At 69.0% G+C, this 22,396-nt stretch carries 23 protein-coding genes; 12 read left to right on the top strand and 11 right to left on the bottom strand.

Features of this window, described 5'->3' with window-relative positions:
- Positions 1–2 precede the first annotated feature (2 nt).
- From EDD27_RS36310 to EDD27_RS54775, 5 genes are all read left to right on the top strand, one after another.
- Positions 3–623 (top strand): hypothetical protein, encoded by a 621-nt coding sequence (locus tag EDD27_RS36310; protein WP_127936410.1) that lies wholly within the window; start codon positions 3–5, stop codon positions 621–623.
- The gene (locus tag EDD27_RS36305; protein ID WP_127936409.1) at positions 623–1,717 is read left to right on the top strand and encodes a C40 family peptidase; all 1,095 of its coding nucleotides are present in this window, start codon (positions 623–625) and stop codon (positions 1,715–1,717) included. Before EDD27_RS36310 ends, EDD27_RS36305 begins: the two co-directional genes overlap by 1 nt.
- Positions 1,718–1,730: 13 nt before the next feature.
- Positions 1,731–2,132 (top strand): (deoxy)nucleoside triphosphate pyrophosphohydrolase, encoded by a 402-nt coding sequence (locus EDD27_RS36300; protein WP_127936408.1) that lies wholly within the window; start codon positions 1,731–1,733, stop codon positions 2,130–2,132.
- Positions 2,133–2,211: 79 nt separating this feature from the next.
- Complete coding sequence (locus tag EDD27_RS36295) at positions 2,212–3,735, top strand: hypothetical protein (protein WP_127936407.1); 1,524 nt, start codon at positions 2,212–2,214, stop codon at positions 3,733–3,735.
- Positions 3,736–3,809: 74 nt separating this feature from the next.
- Positions 3,810–5,090, top strand: coding sequence for a hypothetical protein (locus tag EDD27_RS54775; RefSeq protein WP_164903946.1), 1,281 nt, complete (start codon positions 3,810–3,812; stop codon positions 5,088–5,090).
- A 94-nt stretch (positions 5,091–5,184) separates the two neighbouring features.
- On the opposite strand, the gene EDD27_RS36280 is transcribed toward EDD27_RS54775, so the two are convergent.
- From EDD27_RS36280 to EDD27_RS36250, 7 genes are all read right to left on the bottom strand, one after another.
- Complete coding sequence (locus EDD27_RS36280; RefSeq protein ID WP_127936404.1) at positions 5,185–5,937, bottom strand: succinate dehydrogenase/fumarate reductase iron-sulfur subunit; 753 nt, start codon at positions 5,935–5,937, stop codon at positions 5,185–5,187.
- Complete coding sequence (locus EDD27_RS36275; RefSeq protein WP_127936403.1) at positions 5,934–7,835, bottom strand: fumarate reductase/succinate dehydrogenase flavoprotein subunit; 1,902 nt, start codon at positions 7,833–7,835, stop codon at positions 5,934–5,936. The genes EDD27_RS36280 and EDD27_RS36275 overlap by 4 nt, the downstream gene beginning before the upstream one ends.
- A gap of 12 nt (positions 7,836–7,847) precedes the next feature.
- Positions 7,848–8,636: a hypothetical protein gene (locus EDD27_RS36270; protein WP_127936402.1), complete on the bottom strand. Its 789-nt coding sequence runs from the start codon at positions 8,634–8,636 to the stop codon at positions 7,848–7,850.
- 191 nt (positions 8,637–8,827) lie between these two features.
- Entirely contained in the window at positions 8,828–9,277 is a 450-nt protein-coding gene (locus tag EDD27_RS36265; RefSeq protein ID WP_127936401.1) for a response regulator, read from the bottom strand.
- A complete protein-coding gene (locus tag EDD27_RS36260) occupies positions 9,270–10,415 on the bottom strand; it encodes a sensor histidine kinase (protein ID WP_127936400.1) in 1,146 nt (381 codons plus the stop codon). The genes EDD27_RS36265 and EDD27_RS36260 overlap by 8 nt, the downstream gene beginning before the upstream one ends.
- Positions 10,412–11,545: a PP2C family protein-serine/threonine phosphatase gene (locus EDD27_RS36255; protein WP_127936399.1), complete on the bottom strand. Its 1,134-nt coding sequence runs from the start codon at positions 11,543–11,545 to the stop codon at positions 10,412–10,414. Before EDD27_RS36255 ends, EDD27_RS36260 begins: the two co-directional genes overlap by 4 nt.
- 34 nt (positions 11,546–11,579) lie before the next feature.
- Complete coding sequence (locus tag EDD27_RS36250; RefSeq protein WP_127936398.1) at positions 11,580–12,509, bottom strand: LysR family transcriptional regulator; 930 nt, start codon at positions 12,507–12,509, stop codon at positions 11,580–11,582.
- Between the two features lie 133 nt (positions 12,510–12,642).
- Between EDD27_RS36250 and EDD27_RS36245 the strand changes: the two genes are divergently transcribed.
- Genes EDD27_RS36245 through EDD27_RS36235 form a run of 3 tightly spaced genes read left to right on the top strand, consistent with a single transcriptional unit; the run spans position 12,643 to position 16,048 of the window.
- Positions 12,643–13,392 carry a succinate dehydrogenase cytochrome b subunit gene (locus EDD27_RS36245; protein ID WP_127936397.1) on the top strand — a complete coding sequence of 250 codons (750 nt, stop codon included), beginning with the start codon at positions 12,643–12,645 and terminating at the stop codon, positions 13,390–13,392.
- Entirely contained in the window at positions 13,389–15,311 is a 1,923-nt protein-coding gene (locus EDD27_RS36240) for a fumarate reductase/succinate dehydrogenase flavoprotein subunit (RefSeq protein ID WP_127936396.1), read from the top strand. The genes EDD27_RS36245 and EDD27_RS36240 overlap by 4 nt, the downstream gene beginning before the upstream one ends.
- Positions 15,308–16,048 (top strand): succinate dehydrogenase/fumarate reductase iron-sulfur subunit, encoded by a 741-nt coding sequence (locus tag EDD27_RS36235; RefSeq protein ID WP_127936395.1) that lies wholly within the window; start codon positions 15,308–15,310, stop codon positions 16,046–16,048. Before EDD27_RS36240 ends, EDD27_RS36235 begins: the two co-directional genes overlap by 4 nt.
- 43 nt (positions 16,049–16,091) lie before the next feature.
- Here EDD27_RS36235 and EDD27_RS36230 read toward each other — a convergent pair whose 3' ends face one another.
- The gene (locus EDD27_RS36230) at positions 16,092–16,589 is read right to left on the bottom strand and encodes a hypothetical protein (RefSeq protein ID WP_127936394.1); all 498 of its coding nucleotides are present in this window, start codon (positions 16,587–16,589) and stop codon (positions 16,092–16,094) included.
- 362 nt (positions 16,590–16,951) lie between these two features.
- Here EDD27_RS36230 and EDD27_RS36225 point away from each other — a divergent pair, with 362 nt between their 5' ends.
- The 3 genes from EDD27_RS36225 to EDD27_RS36215 all read left to right on the top strand — a co-directional run bounded on the left by EDD27_RS36225 (position 16,952) and on the right by EDD27_RS36215 (position 19,161).
- On the top strand, positions 16,952–17,296 hold the full coding sequence (locus EDD27_RS36225; RefSeq protein ID WP_206641805.1) for a hypothetical protein: 345 nt from the start codon (positions 16,952–16,954) through the stop codon (positions 17,294–17,296).
- Between the two features lie 81 nt (positions 17,297–17,377).
- Positions 17,378–17,956 carry an RNA polymerase sigma factor gene (locus EDD27_RS36220; RefSeq protein WP_241564444.1) on the top strand — a complete coding sequence of 193 codons (579 nt, stop codon included), beginning with the start codon at positions 17,378–17,380 and terminating at the stop codon, positions 17,954–17,956.
- Positions 17,953–19,161, top strand: coding sequence for a CU044_5270 family protein (locus EDD27_RS36215; RefSeq protein WP_127936393.1), 1,209 nt, complete (start codon positions 17,953–17,955; stop codon positions 19,159–19,161). The genes EDD27_RS36220 and EDD27_RS36215 overlap by 4 nt, the downstream gene beginning before the upstream one ends.
- A 22-nt stretch (positions 19,162–19,183) precedes the next feature.
- On the opposite strand, the gene EDD27_RS36210 is transcribed toward EDD27_RS36215, so the two are convergent.
- Both EDD27_RS36210 and EDD27_RS36205 read right to left on the bottom strand, forming a co-directional pair.
- Positions 19,184–19,594, bottom strand: coding sequence for a hypothetical protein (locus EDD27_RS36210; protein ID WP_127936392.1), 411 nt, complete (start codon positions 19,592–19,594; stop codon positions 19,184–19,186).
- Between the two features lie 21 nt (positions 19,595–19,615).
- Positions 19,616–19,861, bottom strand: a complete 246-nt coding sequence (locus EDD27_RS36205) for a hypothetical protein (protein ID WP_127936391.1) — start codon at positions 19,859–19,861, stop codon at positions 19,616–19,618.
- 342 nt (positions 19,862–20,203) lie between these two features.
- On the opposite strand from EDD27_RS36205, the gene EDD27_RS36200 reads away from it, so the two are divergent.
- Positions 20,204–21,391 carry an RtcB family protein gene (locus EDD27_RS36200; protein ID WP_127936390.1) on the top strand — a complete coding sequence of 396 codons (1,188 nt, stop codon included), beginning with the start codon at positions 20,204–20,206 and terminating at the stop codon, positions 21,389–21,391.
- A gap of 6 nt (positions 21,392–21,397) precedes the next feature.
- Here EDD27_RS36200 and EDD27_RS36195 read toward each other — a convergent pair whose 3' ends face one another.
- Complete coding sequence (locus EDD27_RS36195) at positions 21,398–22,387, bottom strand: LacI family DNA-binding transcriptional regulator (RefSeq protein ID WP_206641804.1); 990 nt, start codon at positions 22,385–22,387, stop codon at positions 21,398–21,400.
- Positions 22,388–22,396: the final 9 nt, after the last annotated feature.

Here is a 22,396-nt window from a genome sequence, read left to right as displayed (position 1 = left end):
CCATGGCGCAGCCAGGTGACAGGCGCGGGCTGGCCTTCGCCGCCATCGTCGTGGTCATCGCCGCGGTCGGCGTCTACCTCACGTGGGCGGGCACGGAGGACCCGGCCCAGCCCGTGGCGCAGGCCACCACCCGCGCTACGAGCGTGCCGGGGCCGTCCAGCACGCCGCTGGCCACCGCGAGCTCCGCGCCGTTCGACGTCTACAACTACCTGCCGATGAAGAAGGAGCAGCTGGCCGCGGCGGCGGACCTGGCCCAACGGTTCACCGCCGCGTACGGCACCTTCAGGTACGACGAGGACCCGGCCGCCTACGCCGACCGGCTGAAGGCGTACACCACTCCTGAACTCGGCAACATCCTGACCCGCACGATGACGTCGGCGGGCACCGTCGAGCAGAACCGCAACGACCAGATCATCTCCACTGCCACGGCCAGACTGAAGGAGATCAGGCAGATCGAGAAGAACTCCATCGTCTTCGTCGTCGCCGGGACCAGGCAGGTCGCCGCGAAGAGCGGCGACAAGCAGCTCGCCGAGGAGTACGCGGTCACGGTGAGCCAGTCCGGGACCGACTGGCGGATCTTCGACATCATGCCGGCGACCGAGGGCCAGTTCGGGGACGAGTGATGAACGTCTCCCGAACGCGCCTCGCCCTGCTGATCGGCCTGGCAGGGGGGTTGCTGCTGGCCCTGGTCGTGGTGTCGCCGATGTTGCTGATCTCGATGCCGTCGTTCTTGAGCGAGGGGCGCACCTCCATCGACTGCGCGGACACGGCGCAGGTGGAAGAGGCCTCCGACTCGGCCACCGCCGACATCCCCGCCAATTACCTGGAGCTGTACAAGGAGCACGGCGACAAGATCGGCGTCCAGTGGAACATCCTGGCCGCCGTGGGCAAACGCGAGACCGACCACGGCCGCTCCAAGCTGCCCGGCGTCAGGAGCGGCACCAACTCCGCGGGCGCCGCCGGGCCGATGCAGTTCCTGATCTCCACGTGGGGCGGCAAGGCCAGGATCCCGGTGTCGTCGACGTTCAACGGATACGCCTCCGACGGAGACGGTGACGGCATCGGCGACGTGTACAACCCGGCCGACGCGATCCTCGGCGCCGCGAGGATGCTCAAGCGCAACGGGGCGCCCGAGAACGTGCGGCAGGCGTTGTTCGTCTACAACCGCGCCTGGTGGTACGTGGACCAGGTCGAGGAGATCGCCAGGAAGTACGCCAAGTCCGGGGACGTGAAGGTGCCGCCGCAGGCCGAGGAGGAATGCGACGACTCGCTGGTCGAGGCGGCGCCGAGCGATGTCGTGGCCAAGATATTGCAGTTCGCGCTGGCGCAGCGCGGGAAGCCGTATCTGTGGGGTGGCACGGGGCCCGACGCGTTCGACTGCTCGGGTGTCATTTACGCGGCGTACCGGTCGGCGGGGTTGTCGATCCCGCGGACGACGTTCGGGCAGTGGCCGTTCGGGGTGAAGGTGTTAGAGGGCGAAGAGCAGCCGGGCGACCTGGTGTTCTTCAACTCCGGGCCGGGCACCTCGGCCAACAATCCCGGACACGTCGGGCTGGTGGTGTCGAAGGGCAAGATGCTCGAGGCCCGGTGCCGGCTGTGCGGGCCGATCAAGGTCACCAGCTACGAAGCCCGTGGCAATCGCGTCGGGTTCACCCGCCCCCTGCAGAACCCCGACGTGCTCGAACAGCTGAAGAAGCTGCAGAATCCTTCCCTGTGAGGAATCGCAACGCATGAGCGAAGTCGTGGTGGTCGTGGCGGCGGTGATCGTCGCCGAGGGCGGCCGGGTGCTGGCCGCCCAGCGCGCGGCGCCGGCGGCGGTGGCGGGCGGCTGGGAGTTTCCCGGTGGCAAGGTCGACCCGGGGGAGAGCGAGTCCGAGGCGCTGATCCGGGAGTGCCGGGAGGAGCTCGGGGTCGAGATCGCGGTGGGCGAGCGTGTGGGCGGTGACTGGCCGCTGTCCGAGGGGTACCTGCTGCGTGTCTGGCTGGCCTCGATCGCCGCGGGGACGCCGGAGCCGAGGGAACACCTGGCGTTGCGGTGGCTGGGGCCCGGGGAGTACTTCGATGTGGAGTGGCTCGGGGCCGACCTGCCGATCATGAAGACCGTGGAGGGTCTGATCCTGCCTCCCCCGTGATGACGTCGTCACCTTCTGTGACATGATGCTTACTACACGTGACTAACGGGTGATCTGTCGCAGCGGGGGAGTGGGAGTGATGCGTCGTGGCTGGATCTTTGCTGGTGTGCTGATCCTGGCGGCGGTGCCCTCCGTGCCCATGGCCGCGACCGGGGTCTCACTGGTGTTCGAGCGGGTGAGCCGGGACGACGGCGGCGTGGGGAAGTGGGTCAGGACGGGGGACGTTCAGCGGTTCAGAGTGCGGCTGAACGGGATGGGCAAGGGGGCCAGGGTGGCCGTGGCCGCCAGCCCGGTGGATGCGCTGTCCCAGGTGGCCTGCCCCTCGTCAGGCTCCCACCCGACTCCCGACCCTGCCGCCTCCGCCCCGGCGACCGGTAGCTTCGCCGGCGGAGGTCTGGGGATCCCCGGCTCGGCGACCGGAGGCGTGGCGTCCTCGGCGACCGCCGGCACGCAAGGCCCGCCCTGGGGTGGGGCTGTCGCGAATGGAGGCTCTACGGCGGGGGCGCCTGCGACCCCGATGCTGCCCGCACGGGTGCTGGCCGCGCGGGCGCTGGACGCCGCGGGGACCACCGCCCTCCCGGACGGGGCGCTGCCCGGCACGCACGTGTGCCGGCTCGGGAGGGTCTCCGGCGAACGATCCCTGGACGTGACGCTCACGACGCCTGAGGGCGCCAGGAAGGTGGTGCTGGCGGCGGTGGCCAGCGTGCGTGCCGAGCCAGGGGCCGACCCGACGACCGCACGCGGAACCGTCGCCACGCGGGTCATGGGCACCGCACCGCCGGTCAGCGGTCAGGCGGCCCAACTCGCCGACCCCACCCCGCCGGCCACCGGGAGTGCCTCCGGCGGGACCGACACCCAGTCGCCTCAGACGGCCGAGCCCAACGCTTTGACGTCCGCCGCGACCGACACCAGGTTGCCCCAGACGGCCGAGCCCGACGCTTTGGCGTCCGCCGGGACCGACACCAGGTTGCCCCAGACGGCCGAGCCCGACGCTTTGGCGTCCGCCGGGACCGGCGCCGAATCGCACCTGACGGACGAGGTCGACGTGTGGGCGCGCTGGACGCCCGAGGTCCGCGCGCAGGTTCCCCACGCGCCTGAGGCCGGTACGCAGGTGCCCGGGACCGGGAGGGCTGAAGCTCCGGTGCTCCGGACGGGGAGGGCTTATGTGCGGGTGCCTCGGACAGGGAAGGCCGATGTGCGGGTGCCCCGGACAGCCGCGTCCGCGCAGGCGCCGCCCACGGCGTCCGGGCTGACGTTCCCTACCGCGTCCCCGCACGCCGTTCCGAGCACGTCCGCACAAGCCCTTCCCGACCTGTCGCAGCAGGGCCTCGGCGCCGTGCCCAATACCGGGGCCTCGCCCGCGCCCGGCGCCACCCCATCCCCCCAGATCGCCCCGTCCGGGACGGAGGCCGCGCCGGGGACGGTGCCTCTTCCGTGGGAGATGGTCGCCGCGAGGAAGCCCACCCGGCCCGCCGAACACGGCAACCCGTTGAAAGGTCCTTTGGGGCACACGATGGCCATCGGCGGCATCGGGGCGCTGCTCGGATCCCTGTGGCTCATTGTCACGGTACAAAAGCACCGGAAGCGTAGAATGGTGTTGTAATCCCGTCTTTACTGTTACTTTGACCGGACTAGTATTCCCTTGACCATGGTTCCGGGACTACGCGGAGGGCACCGGTGCAACGCAGGCGAGCGACGGCCGTGTCCGCGATCGTCCTGGCGCTGGGACTGACCGGCGCCGGAGCGACGCCGTTCATCGTGCAGAGCGCGAGCGCGTCCGTGACATCGTACGATCCGCCCGTCGAGCCGTGTGATGTCGGCGATCCGTCGTGCGAGTCCGATCCTCAGACCACGGTCACGGTGACCACGACCTTAAGCACGCCGACGCCCGAGGGCGACCCGGAGACGACGGTCACCAAGACCGTCACGGCGTCTCCGAAGAAGCCCACCAAGACCGCGTCGCCGACGACGTCGTCCGCACCTCCGCCCTCGCCCCCGCAGACCACCCCCACGCAGAACCCGCAGCCGGTTCCCTCGCAGAACGTCGAGCCCCCGCCGACCGCGTCGGCCACGTCCGAGCCGCCCGTCGAGATGCCGACCGCCGCTCCTCCGACGACCTCTCCTCCCGTGGTGCCGACCGACACGCAGTCCGCCGCCTCTGAGGAGGTGCCGCTGGAGCTGCGTAACGCGGCGCCGGAGTTCGACCAGCGGACGTTGACGCAGAAGCTCAGCATCCCGGCGCTGGTTCTCGTCCTGCTCGCGCTCTTCGCCGTGCTGATCTTCGAGGGCCGGCTGCGCCGCATGGCCCACGCCGCCGCCGTACGTAAGGCGGGTCCACCGCTGGGCGGTGGGCGTCCGGACATGCCGCCCGGTGGCTACCCGCCCGGCGGTTACCCGGCCGGTCCCGGCTACGCGGCGGGTTACCCGCCCCCCGGACACCCCGGCTCCACGGCGTACGCGCCGATCATCAGTTTCGTGCCGGTGCAGACCTACCCGAGCGGACAGGTCTACCAGGACGTCGCTCACCCGTACCCGCCGCAGGGTTACGCGCAGGAGCCGCCGCCGCCCGCGGCGCCGTCCGACCCGCCTCCCGTGGTGCTGCACCCGGACGAGTTCGACTCCTACAGCCACGAGCCGCCCAAGGCCAAGGAGAAGGAGTACCGCGACCTGTTCGAGCCGCTGGTGCCGCCGACCGACATCCCGCCGGGCGGCAGCGGCCCGCTCGACGACGGTCGCGAGCACCCGTTCGGCCCGGCTTCCTCGGCCGAGTCCGGCGACTCCGAGCCGTGGGAGCAGGGGACGTCGCTGTTCGAGCCGAGGCGGCCCGCGCACGACTACGAGCCGCCACCGTACCTGCCTGCCGACGAGGACGTGACAGCCGTGCAGCCGCTGCCGCGGCAGGAGCCGACCAAGGAGATGCCGGACTCCGAGCGCGAGCGTTTCCGCCGCTCCGAGTAGCCGTCCGAAACGTTGGTTCCCCTGCTCCGAGCAGCCGCCGGAAACGTTGAGGGGGGCTGGACACCCGTCCAGCCCCCCTCGATCGTGTGCCGGCCTACTTGGCGCGCTTGAAGATCTTGTTGCCCAGCCACACCAGCGGGTCGTACTTACGGTCCACCACGCGCTCCTTCATCGGGATCAGCGCGTTGTCGGTGATCTTGATGTGCTCGGGGCAGACCTCGGTGCAGCACTTGGTGATGTTGCAGTAGCCCAGCCCGTGCTCCTCCTGGGCCGCCTCCTGCCGGTCCGCCACGTCATACGGGTGCATGTCCAGCTCGGCGATCCGCATGAGGAAACGGGGACCGGAGAAGTTGGCCTTGTTCTCCTCGTGGTCGCGGATCACGTGGCAGACGTTGTTGCACATGAAGCACTCGATGCACTTGCGGAACTCCTGGGACCGCTCGACGTCGACCTGCTTCATCCGGTATTCGCCGGGCCGCACGCCGGCCGGCGGCGTGAAGGAGGGGACCTCCCTGGCCTTCTGGTAGTTGTACGAGACGTCGGTGACGAGGTCCTTGATGACGGGGAACGTCCGCATCGGCGTGACCGTGATCGTCTCGTCCTCCTCGAAGGTGGACATGCGGGTCATGCAGCCCAGCCGCGGCTTGCCGTTGATCTCCATGCTGCACGAGCCGCACTTGCCCGCCTTGCAGTTCCACCGCACCGCCAGATCGGGCGCCTGCGTGGCCTGCAGCCGGTGGATGATGTCGAGAACGACCTCGCCCTCGTTGACCTCCACGGTGAAGTCCTCGAGCCTGCCCTCGCCGCCCTCACCACGCCAGACCTTGAACTTTGCCTTGTAGCTCATGCCTTCGCTATCCCGTCGAACTCGGTCATCTCTTCGTCGGTGAGGTATTTGCTCAGCTCGCCCCGGTCGAACAGGGTGATCAGATCGTCGCGCATAGGCGGCTGGACCTTCTCCTCGACCTTGATCGTCGAGCCGTCCTCGGTGGAGCAGACGAGCAGCTTGCGGCGCCAGTCCGGGTTCATCCCCGGGAAGTCGTCGCGGGTGTGACCGCCGCGGCTCTCCTCGCGCAGCAACGCGGCCTTGGCCACGCACTCCGACACCAGCACCATGTTGCGCAGGTCGATCGCCAGGTGCCAACCGGGGTTGTAGATGCGCGAGCCCGCCGCCCCGACCACGCGCACGCGCTCCTTGATCTTCTCCACGACCTGGAGGGCCTCGGAGACCTCCTCGGCCTTGCGGATGATGCCGACCAGGTCGTTCATCGTGCGCTGAAGCTCGTGGTGGACCTCGTAGGGGTTCTCGCCGTTGCGGCCCAGCGGCGCCACCGCCTCGGCGTGCGCCTCGTCGACCTGCTCGGGAGCGATCTTGGGCCGGGCGGGGAGCCCGTCCACGTACGCCGCCGCGCCCGCGCCCGCCCGGCGCCCGAACACCAGCAGGTCGGACAGCGAGTTGCCGCCGAGCCGGTTGGAGCCGTGCATGCCGCCGGACACCTCGCCGGCCGCGAACAGCCCGGGCACGGCCGCCGCGCCGGTGTCGGCGTCCACCTCGACGCCACCCATGATGTAGTGGCAGGTCGGGCCCACCTGCATGGGCTCGGCGGTGATGTCGACGTCGGCCAGCTCCTTGAACTGGTGGTGCATCGACGGCAGCCGTTTCTTGATCTCCTCGGCCGGGAGCCGGGTGGAGACGTCGAGGAACACGCCGCCCTGCGGGGATCCCCGCCCGGCCTTCACCTCGGCGTTGATCGCGCGGGCCACCTCGTCACGCGGCAGCAGCTCCGGCGGGCGCCGGTTGTTGGCCTGGTCGGTGTACCAGCGGTCGGCTTCCTCCTCGGTGGTGGCGTACTTGTCCTTGAACACCTCGGGGATGTAGTCGAACATGAAGCGCTTGCCCTCGGAGTTGCGCAGCACGCCGCCGTCGCCGCGGACGGACTCGGTGACGAGGATGCCGCGCACCGACGGCGGCCAGACCATCCCGGTGGGGTGGAACTGGATGAACTCCATGTTGATCAGCTTCGCGCCGGCCAGCAGGGCCAGGGCGTGGCCGTCACCGGTGTACTCCCAGGAGTTGGAGGTGACGACGTACGACTTGCCGATGCCGCCGGTGGCCAGCACCACGGCCGGCGCGTCGAAGAGGATGAAATTTCCGGACTCGCGCCAGTAGCCGAACGCGCCCGAGATCCGGTCGCCGTCCTTGAGCAGCCGGGTGACCGTGCACTCGGCGAAGACCTTGATGTAGGCCTCGTAGTCGCCGTGGTTCTCGTAGTCCTCCTGCTGGAGCGCGACGACGCGCTGCTGCAGGGTGCGGATCAGCTCCAGCCCGGTACGGTCGCCCACGTGTGCGAGCCGTGGGTACTCGTGCCCGCCGAAGTTGCGCTGGCTGATCTTGCCGTCTTTGGTGCGGTCGAACAGCGCGCCCCAGGCCTCCAGCTCCCACACCCGGTCGGGCGCCTCCTTGGCGTGCAGTTCGGCCATCCGCCAGTTGTTGAGGAACTTGCCGCCCCGCATGGTGTCGCGGAAGTGCACCATCCAGTTGTCGGCGGAGTTGACGTTGCCCATGGCGGCGGCCGCGCCGCCCTCGGCCATGACCGTGTGCGCCTTGCCGAACAGCGACTTGCAGACGATGGCCGTCCGCTTGCCCTGCTGACGGGCCTCGATCGCGGCGCGTAGTCCCGCGCCGCCCGCGCCGATGACGACGACGTCGTATTCGTGACGCTCTGTGTTAAGCGAGTTGTCCACTGAAAGCTGTCCTTACGCGTACGGGAAGGCGATGATGCCCTTGGCCACCAGGCGGACATAGAGGTCGGCGCCCATGACGGAGAACATCGAGGCCCACGCGAGGGGTTGGTGCTTGGCGTTGAGCTTGGAGACGAACGTCCAGGCCCGGTAACGCAGCGGGTGACGGGAGAAGTGGTTGAGCCGGCCCGCCGTGATGTGCCGGCAGGAGTGGCACGAAAGCGTGTACAGGTTGATCAGGACGGCGTTGGCGACCAGGATCCAGGTGCCCAGGCCGAGCGGCTTGTGGACGAGCGCCAGGACGGCGTCGTAGGCCAGGATGAGGCCGATCAGGATGGCCGCGTAGAAGAAGTACCTGTGCACGTTCTGCAGGATCAGCGGGAAGCGCCGCTCACCGGTGTACTTGCCGTGCGGCTCCTGCACCGCGCACGCGGGCGGCGACAACCAGAACGAGCGGTAGTACGACTTTCGGTAGTAATAGCACGTCAACCGGAATCCGCCCGGGAGGCCGAGGATGAGCAGCCCCGGCGGGAGGGCGTACCAGTCGCCGATCGGCGCCCATCCGAACAGCCTCGCGCCGTCACACACCGCCTGGGTCGTCAGACAGGGTGAGGCGAAGGGGGCGACGTACGGCTCGACGAAGTTGCTCGTGTCGATGATCGCCCATACACCGTACACAAGGAAGGAACTGAGCCCGAGGAATGTCAGCAGCGGGGTCAGCCACCATCTGTCCGTGCGCAGGGTGCGCACCTTGACTTGCGCACGCTGCCTTCGGAGCGGGGCTTCGGGCGTCGTCTGGGTCATCGCGGACCTCTCCACCTCCCGCGGACCCTTTCGCGCGGCGGGTCCGTGGTTTCGTTTCGCTGGGCGCGCGTACGTGCGGTATCGCTCAAGCGCGCGTTGGTGGGGGATACGTTACGACGCTCGCATCCATATTTGTGAGCGGGGTCACTCACTTTTTCGATGACCGCCTGTGATTCCTGTCACGTAGGTCGTCAGGGGCGCTGCCCCTGGGCCGGCAACTTAACCACAGTCACGAAAAAATCATCGATCTGCCGGACAACCCGGATAAATTGCTCAAAGTCCACCGGTTTCGACACATAGGCGTTGGCGTGCAGCTGGTAGCTGTGGATGATGTCCTCCTCCGCCTCTGACGTCGTCAGTATCACCACAGGGATCATCCGCAACGTGCTGTCGGCCTTGACCTCCCGCAGCACCTCCATGCCGCTCATCCGCGGCAGGTTGAGGTCCAGCAGGATGAGGTCCGGGCGTGGCGCGTCGGCGTAGCCGTCCTCCTGGCGCAGGTACGCCATCGCCTGCTCGCCGTCGTTCACCACGTTGAGGCGGTTGCGTACCTTGTTGTAGTCGAAGGCCTCCTTGGTGAGCAGGATGTCCCCTTGGTCGTCCTCCACCAGGAGCACCTCGATCGGGCGCCATTCAGTCATCGTCGTCTCCAGCCGCGGGTAGCGTCCAGCGGAACGTCGCACCCTGGCCCTCATCGCTGTTGTCGAGCCACATCTGTCCGCCGTGGTACTCGACGATCTTGCGACACAGTGCCAGGCCGATGCCAGTCCCTGGATACACGTCCCGGGGGTGGAGACGCTGGAAGATGAGGAAGATACGGTCGGCGTACTTGGGTTCGACCCCGATGCCGTTGTCGGAGCAGCTGAACTCCCACATGTCGCCGGATCGCTTGACCCCGATGTGGATGCGCGGGGGCGCCTCGGAGCGGAACTTGATCGCGTTCTCGATGAGGTTCTGGAACAGCTGAGTGAGCTGCAGCCGGTTGCCCTTGACCTTGGGCAGGTCGTCCCTGGTGACCGTGGTCTCGGTGTCCTCGACCGTGGCCGACAGGTTGTCCAGCGCCTGGTTCAGCGCCTCGCCGGAGTCGGTCACGGTGCGCTCACCGGTGACCCGGCCGACCCTGGAGAAGTCCAGCAGGTCGTTGATCAGCAGCTGCATCCGTTTGGCGCCGTCGACCGCATAGTGGATGTATTGCCTGGCCCGCTCGTCGAGCTCGGAGCCGTAGCGCTGCTCCAGCATCTGGGTGAAGCTGGCGACCTTGCGCAGCGGCTCCTGCAGGTCGTGGCTGGCCACGTACGCGAACTGCTCCAGCTCGCCGTTCGACCGGCGCAGCTCCTCGGCCTGGTCGGCGGCCACCCGCCAGGCCGACACGATGCGGTCGCGCATGGCGTCGATGTGGCTGGACAACTCGGCGAGCTCCGCCGGGCGGTCCACGTGCAGGGTGTGGTCGAAGTCGCCGGCGGCGACCTGACGGACCTGGTCGGTGAGCTGGTCGATGGGCTTCAGCACGGCGTAACGCACGATGACCGCCAGCCCGGCGCCGCAGGCGAGCAACACCGCGAACAACACGATCAACGCCGCGTGCACCCGCCCCATCTGCGCGGCCACGCCGGGCGGCGGGTTCAGCGCCTGGGCCTCGGCGAGCATCAGCATGGTGACCACGGCGCCGGCCACGAAGGCCACCCCTGCCACCGCGCCGGTGAACAGGAACCAGCGGGCCACCGGGAGCCTGCCCAGCCCCACAGGCTCCTTGGGCGGCGGCAGCGGATGGATGCTCATTCTCTCCTCCTGCTCACCAGGACCACGGCCAGGTCGTCGCTCAGCGTGCCCACATGCCTGATCAGCCGGTCGAGGTCGATCGCGCCGTGCCGGCGGACCAGGTCGACCAGGCCCTCTACCCCCAGCAGCTCGTTGTGCTCGCCCACGGCCGCCTCGATCAGGCCGTCGGTGTAGAGCATCATCGACCATTCCTCACCCAGCGGCACGTCGATCACCGACCATTCGGCGTCCGGGAAGATCCCGAGCGGCGGGCCAGACGGGGTGTCGGCGACCACCTCGACGGCGCCGTCGCGCACCAGCACCGGGGGTGGGTGCCCGACCACGCGCATCCTGGCGTAGCGCAGATCAGGGCTGATCGTCGCCATGCACAGGGTCGTGAAGATCTCCGGCGCCTTGCGCTCGGCCCGCAGCAGGGCGTCGAGCGTACGCAGGAGCGTGTCATCGGTCTGCCCGGCCAGCACCAGGGTCCGCCAGGCGATGCGCATCGCCACGCCGAGCGCGGCCTCGTCGGGGCCGTGCCCGCACACGTCGCCCACCACGATGTGCACCGCGCCGTCCGGGGTCTGCACCGCGTCCAGGAAGTCCCCGGCCAGCGTGCCACCACTGCCCGGCAGGTAACGCGTGGTGTGCTCGATCGCGTTGGTGTGCAGCAGCGCGACGGGCAGCAGGCCCCGCTGCATCCTGGCGTTCTCCTTCGCGATCAGCTCCGCCTGCACGAGCCTCAGCTGAGTCTGGTCGGCCCGTTTGCGTTCCATGGCGTACCTGATGGACCTGGCCAGCAGCCGTGCGTCGATGTCCTGCTTGACCAGGTAGTCCTGCGCCCCGGCCTGGACGGCGGCGACGCCCACGTGGACGTCCCGCAGCCCGGTGAGCACCAGCACGGCCGCGTGCGGCGCCAGCGCCAGCACCTCCTCCAGCGCCTCCAGCCGGGAGGCGTCGGGCAACGAGAGGTCGACGAGCACACACTGGATCTTGGAGGTCAGCTTGGCCTTGGCCTCCTGGAGGCTGCGCGCCCGGAAGATCTTCGGCGGCGCGACAGCCTGCTGCAGCAACTCCTCGACGAGGAATGCGTCGCCGTCGTCGTCCTCGAGGAGGAGCAGCGTCAGCGTTTCCGAGAGATTTGCTGTCACCAAATCGCCTCACCGGGACATTGGAGATGTTGCTTCATTCTGCGATGAGCTCTACCCCTTGCGGAAGCATGCCTTCATGTCCAGCTTCCACCACAAACGTGAGCAGCGTCTCCCTGAAGGCCTGCGCGGCGGTGGTCGGTTCCACGTCCTTGCGGTGGGCCAGCGCGATCGTCCGGCTGAGCCCCGGCGGCACGAGCGGCGTACCGGAAAGACCGGGCCGCCCGTCGAGCACCATGGAGGGCACCACGGCCACCCCCAGCCCCGCCTCCACGAACCGCAACACCGCGTCCATCTCGCCGCCCTGCACCGCGAACCTGGGCTCGAACCCGGCCTGCCGGCACGCCGCCAGCGTCGCCTCCCGCAGGTCGTAGCCGCGCCGGAACATCACCATCGGCCGCCCGCGCAGGTCCTCGATCTCCATGTACGGGCCCTTGGACGGCTCATGCGAGTTCGAGACGACCACGAGGTTCTCCCGCAGGATCTCCTCAGTCACCAGTGAAGGGTCGTCGCTCTGCAGCGGCATGATGACCAGCGACAGGTCGAGCTGCCCCCGCGCCAGCGCCCTGACCAGGTCGCGCGAGCCGCCCTCCTCGACCAGCAGCTCGATCCCCGGGTACGCCCGATGGAAGCGGGCCAGCACGTCCGCCAGCAGCCCCGCGCACAGCGACGGCGTGGCCCCGAGCCGCACCCGCCCCCTTCTGAGCCCTGCCAGCTGGGCCACCTCCTGCCTGGCGGTGTCGGCGTCGGCGAGGATGCGGCGCGCCAGCGGCAGCAGCGCCTCCCCGGCCGGGGTCAGCGTGACATTGCCCCGCGCCCGGGAGAACAGGGGCGCCCCGAGGTCACTCTCCAGTGCCTTGATCTGCTTGCTCAGCGACGGCTGGGCGACCCGCATGCGCTCGGCGGCCTGAGTGAAGTGCCTGGTCTCCGCGACGGCCACGAAGGACGCTAGTTGTTGCAACTGCATGTGATTTTCCTCGCATCGGCCCACCTGATCGTCCGGAAAAGGCCGCACATACCAGCATCATAGCCTCCGGCTATGGAAACCAGGCACATCATGACTTGGACGGATCATCGCTGCGTACTTAGCTTGTGGAAACGTGACTGCGACGATTGAGCGCGGCGCCGCGACTGCGCCGGTTCCCGCTCCCAAGAGCACTCCAAAGCGTAAGAAAGCCGGCGGGTTCCTCGGCTCGTCGAACGGCAAGAAGGTCGTGATGGCCGTCACGGGCGCCGTGATGGTCCTCTTCCTTGTCCTCCACATGCTCGGCAACCTCAAGATTTTCCTGGGCAAGGACTCCTTCAACGACTACGCGCACGCGCTGCGCACGCTGCTCGAGCCGCTGCTGCCGTACCGGACGCTGCTGACGATCTTGGAAGCCGTCCTCGTCGCGTCGGTCGTCCTGCACATGTGGGCCGCGATCTCCCTCGCCCGGCGGGCCGGCAAGGCCAGGCCGGTCAAGTACGTCGCCAAGAAGCCGCAGGCGAACGGCTACACCACGCACATCATGCGGTTCGGCGGCCTGACGATCGCGCTCTTCGTGGTCTGGCACCTGCTCGACCTGACCTTCGGCGTCGTCAACCCCAAGGGCTTCGACTCCTCCCCGGCCGACCGGATGATCGCCGGCTTCGAGCCGTCCCGGTGGTGGGTGACGCTGATCTACTTCGTGGCCGTGGTCATGGTCGGCCTGCACCTGCGGCACGGCATCTGGAGCGCCGTGCAGACGCTCGGCTGGGCCAATCGCAGCCGCTACCGGGTGCTGAAGGCTTCGGCCGCACTGGTCTCCGCGGTCCTGGTGATCGGCTTCCTGGCCCCGCCCCTCGCGATCACGTTCGGAGTTGTGAAGTGAACTACACGGAAGGTCCGGAGATCCGCGACACGAAGGCTCCTGCCGGCCCCATCGAGGAGCGGTGGGAGAAGCGGAAGTTCTCCGCGAAGCTGGTCAACCCGGCCAACAAGCGCAAGCTCACCGTGATCGTGGTCGGCACCGGCCTCGCGGGCGGCTCGGCCGCGGCGACGCTGGGCGAGCTGGGCTACAACGTCAAGTCGTTCTGCTATCAGGACACGCCGCGCCGCGCCCACTCCATCGCCGCGCAGGGCGGCATCAACGCCGCCAAGAACTACCGCGGCGACGGCGACAGCATCTACCGGCTCTTCTACGACACCGTGAAGGGCGGCGACTTCCGCGCCCGCGAGTCGAACGTCTACCGCCTCGCCCAGGTGTCGGTGAACATCATCGACCAGGCGGTCGCCCAGGGCGTGCCGTTCGCCCGCGAGTACGGCGGCCTGCTCGACACCCGCTCGTTCGGCGGCGCGCAGGTGTCGCGTACGTTCTACGCCCGCGGCCAGACGGGCCAGCAGCTGCTGCTGGGCGCCTACCAGGCGCTGGAGCGGCAGATCGCGGCCGGGACCGTGACCATGCACACCCGCCACGAGATGCTCGACCTGATCGTCGCCGACGGCCGGGCGCGCGGCATCATCGTGCGCGACATGGTGACCGGCGAGATCGAGCGCCACCTGGCCGACGCCGTGGTGCTGGCCACCGGCGGCTACGGCAACGTGTTCTTCCTGTCCACGAACGCCAAGGGCTGCAACACGACGGCGATCTGGCGGGCGCACGAGCGCGGCGCGTACTTCGCCAACCCCTGCTACACGCAGATCCACCCGACCTGCATCCCGGTGTCGGGCGAGTACCAGTCGAAGCTGACGTTGATGTCGGAGTCGCTGCGTAACGACGGCCGCGTGTGGGTGCCGCTGCGCAAGAACGACACCCGCGCCCCCGGCGACATCCCCGAGGACGAGCGCGACTACTACCTGGAGCGGATCTACCCCGCCTTCGGCAACCTCGTCCCCCGCGACATCGCCTCCCGCGCCGCCAAGAACGTCTGCGACGAGGGCCGCGGCGTCGGCCCCGGCGGCCTTGGCGTCTACCTGGACTTCCGCGACGCCATCAACCGCCTCGGCCGCGACGCCGTCGAGAAGAAGTACGGCAACCTCTTCGAGATGTACGAGCGCATCACGGGCGAGAACCCGTACGAGGTGCCGATGCGCATCTACCCGGCGGTCCACTACACCATGGGCGGCCTGTGGGTGGACTACGACCTGCAGTCCACGATCCCCGGCCTGTTCGTCATCGGGGAGGCGAACTTCTCCGACCACGGCGCGAACCGCCTCGGCGCCTCCGCGCTGATGCAGGGCCTGGCCGACGGATATTTCGTCCTTCCGACCACCCTCGGCGACTACCTGGCCGCCGGCCCGTTCGGTGACGTCGACGACGCGGCCATCGCCGAGGCCGAGATCAAGGTCCGGTCGAAGATCGAGCGTCTGCTGTCCGTGAACGGCACCCGTACCCCGGACTCCTTCCACCGTGAGCTGGGCAAGCTCATGTGGGACTACTGCGGCATGGAGCGCACCGAGGAGTCGCTGCGCAAGGCCCTGGAGCGCATCCCCGAGCTGCGCGCGGAGTTCTGGCAGAACGTCAAGGTCAGCGGCACCGCCGAGGAGCTCAACCAGGTGCTGGAGCGGGCCGGGCGGGTCGCCGACTTCTTCGACCTGGCCGAGCTCATGTGCCTGGACGCCCTGGTGCGTACGGAGTCCTGCGGCGGCCACTTCCGCGCCGAGTCCCAGGACGCCGACGGCGAGGCCCTGCGTGACGACGAGAACTTCGCGCACGTCTCCGCCTGGGAGTGGGGCGACAACGGCCCCATCCTGCACAAGGAAACGCTCGAGTACGAGTACGTCAAGATGACCCAGCGGAGCTACAAGTGAACCTGACCCTGAAGGTCTGGCGTCAGAACGGTCCGGACGACGCCGGCCGCATGGTGACGTACAAGGTGGAGGACGTGTCCCCGGACATGTCCTTCCTGGAGATGCTCGACGTCCTCAACGAGCGCCTCATCCTCGAGGGCGACGACCCGATCGCTTTCGACCACGACTGCCGCGAAGGAATCTGCGGCATGTGCGGCATGGTCATCAACGGCGTGGCGCACGGCGAGCAGCGCGCCACCACGACCTGTCAGCTTCACATGCGCCACTTCGAGGACGGCGCCACGGTCACCATCGAGCCGTGGCGCGCGGCCCCGTTCCCGGTCGTCAAGGACCTGGTCGTGGATCGCAGCGCCTTCGATCGCATCATCCAGGCAGGCGGTTTCGTCTCGGTCCCGGCCGGCTCCGCCCCTGACGCCCACAGCGTCCCGGTGCGGAAGGAAGACGCCGACGCCGCGTTCGACGCGGCCACCTGCATCGGCTGCGGCGCCTGCGTCGCCGCCTGCCCGAACGGGTCGGCCTCGTTGTTCACCGCCGCCAAGATCACCCACCTGAGCCTGCTCCCGCAGGGCCAGCCGGAACGCCTGTCCCGCGCCAAGGCCATGGTGGACCAGATGGACGCGGAGGGCTTCGGCGGCTGCACGAACACGGGCGAATGCACGGCCGTGTGCCCGAAGGGCATCCCGCTGGAGACGATCGCCCGCATGAACGCCGACTACCTGAAGGCGAACGCCAAGTAGGCCGCCACCGGCCCGGGAGATCAGCCCGGGCCGGACGGCCGGTTCAATGAGCGGCCACCAAGGTCTTGAGCGCGATGATGGCCAGCCCCAGCACGAGGTTGGCGGCCCCGGAAAGGACCACGCCCCGCGCGGAAAAGCGGGCCGTGGCGGCGGCTGTGACAGCCCAGGCGACCTGGCCCGCCACCGCGACGATCAACGCCACCCAGGTCGCCACCACGTCGGACAGGCCCAGCGCCGAGGCGAAGGCGGCCCCTATGGCAGGTGGGAAAGAGGCCTGGGCCACCGGCCAGTCCTGACGCGCGGCTACGCGCAGGCGCCGCCAGATCAGGGGAAAGGTCCCGCGGGCCACGACCAAGGCGTAGGCGTGGGCGACCCAGAACACCACACCGGTGCAGATCAACACGACCACGAGGTCGTCCGCCGAGAGCGGCGTGCCGTCCACCGCGCTGCCGGCCACGACCGAGGCGGCCAGCAGCGAGCCGTACACGCCCCCCGCGAACTCGACCCGCTCCGGGGTTTCCTCGGTGTCACGCGCGTTCATGGCAGCAGTGTCGTCGGGAGCCTTCCGGAGTCGAGGGGTCGGCGTGCGGGAGGATGCCTAGTTTTGGGCTGTTCGAGGGTCAGGAACACTCCCGCATGATGCGTACGAGCTCGTCAGGCGTCATGGGGGGCTCCGGCAGCGGATGAGCGGCCGAAGCCCGGAACCCGTCCAGCATCAACGCCAAATGCCGCCGACACGCCTGCGGTCGCACCGTCCCCGTGAGCCTGAGCTCGTCATCGGTCAGGCCGCCCGGGTCGCGACCTGCATTCGTCGCTCGCGTTCTGGGACCTCACTTCGAGAGCTGTGCCAGAGCGTGGCTCCGTGGACAGGCAGACACCGCTCTGCGAGGACACGCCGGCGTTGTGACGGGAACCGTCGTCAACGGCCGGAAGGGACAGGCCAAGAACGAGATCGACGTCGTGGCACTGGACAAGCGGGCGGGAAGGGCGGAGATCCGGCTCATCGGAGGGGCGAAGGCGACGGTGACCCGGCGGAGTGCGGCCGATCTCGACCGTCTCGACCGGCTCAAAGAGTTGCTGGCCGAGCACGGGCATGACACCGGGTCGGCGGTCCTGGCCCTGTTCTCGATGGAGGGTTTCCAGCCGGACCTGGTCAGCACGGCACGGCGCAGAGGGGATGTTCTGCTGGCCGGCTTGCCCGCCCTCGTCGATGCCGGCGATCCCATGGTCGTTCCTGGCGCTCGATGAACGGAGAAGTGGCGTAACAACGAGGGGGCTCAGACCACTTCCTGGTGTCAGAAGAACGCAGCCGAACGAAGGGGCTGGGCGGTGGCGGATGATGCGGACCGGTTCACCGGCATGTACGACGAATGCCGACAACGTGTGTGGGCCTACGTGGTCAGTCGCTCGGGGCGGCAGGTTGCCGACGAGGTGGTGAGCGAGACGTTCGCGATCGCCTGGCGGCGGCTCGACGATGTGCCGGAGCCGGCTCTGCCGTGGTTGCTCGGCGTGGCCAGGAACGTCCTGCGCGACAACGTCCGTGCCGAGGCACGCAGAGAGGCGCTGGCTGCCGAGCTGCGGGCCTGGACCGAGGGCGATGTGGCCGATCAGGTGACCGAGCGGATCGGGGTGTTGCGGGCGCTGGCCACGCTGGCGGAGGACGATCGAGAGATTCTCGTGCTCGTCGCGTGGCACGGTCTGTCGCCGAAGGAGGCCGCCCGCGTGATCGGGTGCTCGTCCGCGGCATTCCGGGTCCGCCTGCATCGGGCTCGTAAGCGGCTCAAGCAGGCGATGGAGGACGTCGCCGAATCGGCCGGCGGCCACGTACCGGTCCACGGACGGGACCGCGGTCTGGCGGCGCGGCCGTCCCTGCCTCACGTTCGGAGCTACAACGAGGAGTGGTCGTGAATCCCATTGACGAGCTTCGTGCCGCCCGGCCTGCGCATCTCGGCGATCGGCCGGTGGACGAGCGCACCAGGGCCGCAGAGCTCTCCTACGCGATGTCCGGGCCGAGGCAGGCGGGACGGCGGCGCAAGGTCGTACGGCCGGTGTGGGGGCTCGGGCTGGCCGGCGCCGCGGCGGCCGTGACGGCGGTGGTCGTGGTCATGGCGGGGAACGGCGCGGCACCGACCCCGCGGGCGCCTGACGGGGGCGGCGCCATCGCCACCGCCACGGGCGCTCCGGACGGCAGCGGTTCGACGGCGAATCCGGACGGCACGGCCGCGCCGCGCGTCACGTTGTCGGCGCGGGAGGTGCTGCTGGCCGCCGCGGAGAAGGCGGACCGGCAGGACGAGCGCACCGGTGACTACTGGCACACCGCGACGGTGAGCCGGACCCTGCTCACCGTGGCAGAAGGCGGCTACCGCATGGTGATGCAGAACCGGAACGAGATGTGGACGCCCAGCGCCACCGGCGGCGAGCAGTGGAGCCGTAACCAGTCGCTCGGGGCGCGCCCGGCCACCGAGGAGGACAGGAAGGCATGGGAGGCGGCCGGCTCCCCGGCCAAGGTGGAGGTGGCGGTGCCGGGCAAACAGGGTTCGCCGACGCTGGGCAAGCGCGGCGCGCTGGTTGCGGATACCGCGCCGGGCAAGGTGAGGACCAGCCACAGCCCGCTGGTGGACGGGGACAAGGTGTTCTGGCTGGGCCGCAACGTGACCATGAAGGAATTGCGCGGGCTGCCGAGCGATCCTGACGACCTCAAGAAGTGGTTGCTTCGCTCGTACGAGGGACATGACACCGAGTCGTCCAGCACCCCGATGGCGTCCGACGTGTGGCTGTTCAAGGTCAGCGCGGGCCTGATCACCGACATGCCGGTGACGCCGCAGGTGCGGGGGGCGGCGTTCCGCATGCTGGCCGAGCTCGACACCGTCAAGGTCGTCGAGAACGTCACCGACGCCGAGGGCCGCCAGGGCACCGCCGTCTCGATCGAGGAGCGGGTCAAGGGCGGCGCCGTCCTGGAGGACCGGCTGATCTTCGACGAGTCGACCGGCCGAGCCTTGGCCGGCGAGAACGTCGTGGTCAGGCCTGGTGGCCTGCAGGCGGGTCTGGAGCCGGGCGAGGTGTTCCACTCGACCGCGATGCTGGAGGCGGGCTGGACCGACGAGAAGCCGTGACGGCAGGGCCCGCCGGACGGACCTACCCGGTCTGGCGGGCCTCGTCGTTGGCGTTGGTGCGGATCTGCTGGATGCGCTGCTTGGTCAGGCCGAGCAGCTCACCGATGTCCCCGTCCGACAGGCCCAGCTCGTGCATGTGCTTGACCCGTTTCTTGAGCGTGCGCGTGTAGTCCTCGGCGATGGCGGCGGCCTGGCGCTGGAGTGCGGCGAAGTCGTCGAGGTCCTGCTCGGACAGGCCGGGCAGCGTGTAGTGGTAGACGGGCGTCGGCGGCTGGGCGCGGTCGGCGAACAGGAACGGGAGCCCGGCGGCGACGTCCCCCTGGAGCTCCTTCAGCGTACGTGCCGACATGCCGCCGGCCACGCCGTCCACCTGGGCCAGCCAGAGGTTGCCGGCCATGGTGACGTGGACGTCGACGCGGTCTGCGGCGGTCATCGGTTTCTCCAACCCAGGTCGTCAGCCCTCTAGCCAGTCGTCGCCGAACAGGTGCGCGAGCCCTTGTTCGAGGGAGTCCACCAGTTGCGGGGTCTCCCGAGGGTACAGCGGGACGATCGCGCGGGCCGCCACGCGGCCCTCGGCATCCCATAGCAAGAGGAATCGCTGCCGCTTCGTCGTTTCCGCCCAGTCGCAGCGCAAGCCATGGAGGTGGGAGAGCCCGATGATCCGATCGCGGATGGCCGCGTAGTCGTCTCGTTCCACCACACGCGGCAGACTATATCCCTTGCCTACCATCGACAATAGGTCTTGTCGCCATGATTGCTCAGGCGTGTTGGGTATGCCGTGGTTGCATTGATTGGTCCGAGAAGTGGTCCAATTCCGGATTATTGGCTTCTGGGAACAGGCCGATGGTGGATGAGCCCGCGCACGTGCTGCTGGTGGAGCCGACGGAGACGAGCAGTACGGCAACCGGCACTGAAGGCGCGATCCGCCCTCACCGCTTTCGCGGGCTTCGGCAACCAGCGTTATTCGGTTGCGATGGGTATGGGACCTCTGGCCTGATAGATCATGTTCGCGATTCGTTGATCGGGAAGGAGGCGACACGCGATGACGTACCACGAGGTGACCGGGACGCGGCATCCGATCAGGATGTGGGCCGAGCCGGAGACGGTTGATCCGCAGGCGATGCAGCAGCTGCGTAATGTGGCGAACCTGCCGTGGGTGCACGGTGTCGCCGTCATGCCCGACGTGCATCACGGCAAGGGTGCGACAGTGGGGTCGGTCATCGCGATGCGGGACGCCGTGTCGCCGGCCGCGGTCGGTGTGGACATCGGCTGCGGGATGACGGCCGTGAAGACGTCCTACAAGGCTTCGCAGCTTCCGGACAACCTGGCCTACCTGCGGGGGAAGCTGGAGCAGGCGGTGCCGGTCGGGTTCCATCACCACAAGCGGCCGGTCGATCCCGGGAAGATCTTCGGGATGAAGACGGCCGGGTGGGCGGAGTTCTGGGCGGGCTTCGACAGTCTGGCGCCTACCGTGCGGCGGTTGCGGGAACGGGCCGAGGTGCAGATGGGCACGCTCGGCGGCGGCAACCACTTCCTGGAGGTGTGTGCCGACGACGAGGGTGCGGTGTGGGTCGTGCTGCACTCCGGGTCGCGCAACATCGGCAAGGAGCTGGCAGAGCATCACATCGACGTCGCTCACGGGTTGTCGCACAACCAGGGGCTGGTGGATCGGGATCTGGCCGTCTTCGTCGCGCACACGCCGCAGATGGACGCCTACCGGCGGGACCTGTTCTGGGCGCAGGACTACGCGCGGCGCAACCGGGCTCTCATGATGGGGCTGGTCTGCGACGTGCTGCGCCGGCACCTGCCGAACATCACGTTCGAGCAGCCGATCTCCTGCCACCACAACTACGTGGCGGAGGAGCGGTACGACGGCGTGGACGTGCTCGTCACCAGGAAGGGCGCCATCCGGGCGGGCGGCGGTGAGCTGGGCATCATCCCGGGTTCGATGGCCACCGGCACCTACATCGTCAAGGGCCTGGGCAACAGCCTGGCGTTCAACTCGGCCTCGCACGGGGCCGGGCGGAAGATGAGCAGGACCAAGGCCAAGAAGACGTTCACGGTCAAGGACCTGGAGCAGCAGACGCTGGGCGTGGAGTGCCGCAAGGACCCGGGAGTGATCGACGAGATTCCGGGTGCGTACAAGGACCTGGAGTCCGTGATGGCCGCCCAGACCGACCTGGTGGAGGTCGTGGCCCACTTGCGGCAGCTCATCTGCGTCAAGGGGTAGGACGGGTCAGGCGGACTCCCGGACGATCAGTTCGGCGGGCAGCGTGACCGGGGTGTCGGGGCCGCCGTCGAAGAGGCCGAGGAGGAGGTCGGCAGTGGCGCTCGCCCAATCCGTCATCGAGCTGTGGATCGTGGTCAGGGGCGGCGTCGTGTAGAGGGCGGCCTCGATGTCGTCGAAGCCGATCACCGCGACGTCGTCCGGCACCCTGCGGCCCGATTCGCGCAAGGTGCGCAGGGCGCCGACGGCCATGAGGTCGTTGGCGGCGAAGACCGCGTCGAGGCCGGGGTCGTCCTGGAGGAGCTGGCGCATGGCCTCGGCGCCGGAGATCCTCGTGAAGTCGCCGATGGCGACGATGGCGCGGTGACCGGTCTCGCGCAGGACGGCGTGGTAGCCGGTGAGCCGCTCCTGGGCGGCGATCATGTCCAGCGGGCCCGTGATCGTGGCGACCCGGCGTCGTCCCTGCCCGAGGAGGTGGCGGACGGCGAGGTCGGCGCCGCCGAGGTTGTCGTTGTCGACGTACGGGACCGCCGGGTTGGTCCTGCCCAGGGAGACGATCGGCAGCCCCCTGCGGGCCAGGGTGGCGGGCAGGGAGTCGGCTCCGTGCATGGAGACGAGCATGACGCCGTCGACGTGGCCCGCCGCCACGTAGCCGGCCACGCGGGCGCGGCTCTCGTCCGAACCGGCCAGCATGAGGACCACCTGCTTGCCGGCCGCCTCCAGCGTCCTGCTGGCCTGGCGGACGACGGCCGAGAACATCGGGTCGTCGGAGACCAGGCCCTTGGGCGGGTCGGAGACGACCAGGGCGACGGCGTTGGTGCGGCGGGTGGCCAGGTTGCGCGCGGCGGCATGCGGCACGTAGCCCAGCTCCCTGACCGTCCGCAGCACGACGTCGCGGATCGAGGGGCTCACGCTCGTCGCGCCGTTGATCACACGGGAGACGCTGGACTTGGAGACGCCGGCGCGCGCGGCGACGGCCTCGAGAGTGGGTCGGTCCACAGCCCTCCT

The organism is Nonomuraea polychroma (assembly GCF_004011505.1).
In the GTDB taxonomy this organism is placed as follows: Bacteria; Actinomycetota; Actinomycetes; order Streptosporangiales; family Streptosporangiaceae; genus Nonomuraea; species Nonomuraea polychroma.
The sequence above is the reverse complement of the archived record's forward strand: the minus strand, read 5'-3'. Positions and strand labels throughout refer to the sequence as shown.